Genomic DNA, 473 nt, shown 5'->3' on the forward strand with positions numbered 1-473 from the left:
TCGCGCGGCGAGCCACGCGGCCCGGGCTGGCCCCTGACACTTCGGACAGTGCCGGTTGCGACAGGAATTATAGGCGACGCGTGTCGTGCCGCAGTCGTCGCAAGCCTCCATGTGGCCGCCGAGCGCCTCGGTCCGGCACGCCACGATTGCGCTCATCACGCGCCGCTCGACCCGACCGAGATGACCGGCATGGTCACGGCGATAGGTGTCGCCATGCCGGCGCAGAATATCGGCGATCTCGATGGCGGGCCTGCTGGAGCGGCTGTCGGGGCGGATCATCACCCGCATCCCGCCGCGGATCATCCAGGTGGCGTCACCCCCAGCGACAGGCGATCGAGCGGACTCTGCGTCGCCCGGATCGTATCGGTGGCGACCTGCGTGTAGCGCGCTGTCGACGACAAATTATTGTGCCCGAGCAAGACCTGGATGATCCGGATATCGGTTCCGTTCTCGAGAAGATGCGTCGCGAAGCT

The 473-nt window shown here is 66.6% G+C and carries 2 protein-coding genes; both read right to left on the reverse strand.

Annotated features, from left to right (window positions below; translation table 11 throughout):
* Positions 1 to 279: transposase zinc-binding domain-containing protein (locus AC0L30_RS43105; protein WP_473406803.1), on the reverse strand; the 279-nt coding region annotated here is incomplete at its 3' end.
* Between the two features lie 20 nt (positions 280 to 299).
* Positions 300 to 473, reverse strand: a 174-nt coding sequence (locus AC0L30_RS43110) for a tyrosine-type recombinase/integrase (RefSeq protein WP_473406804.1), incomplete at its 5' end; no start/stop codon positions are given.

This window comes from Bradyrhizobium sp. MI1.11, assembly GCF_055811255.1.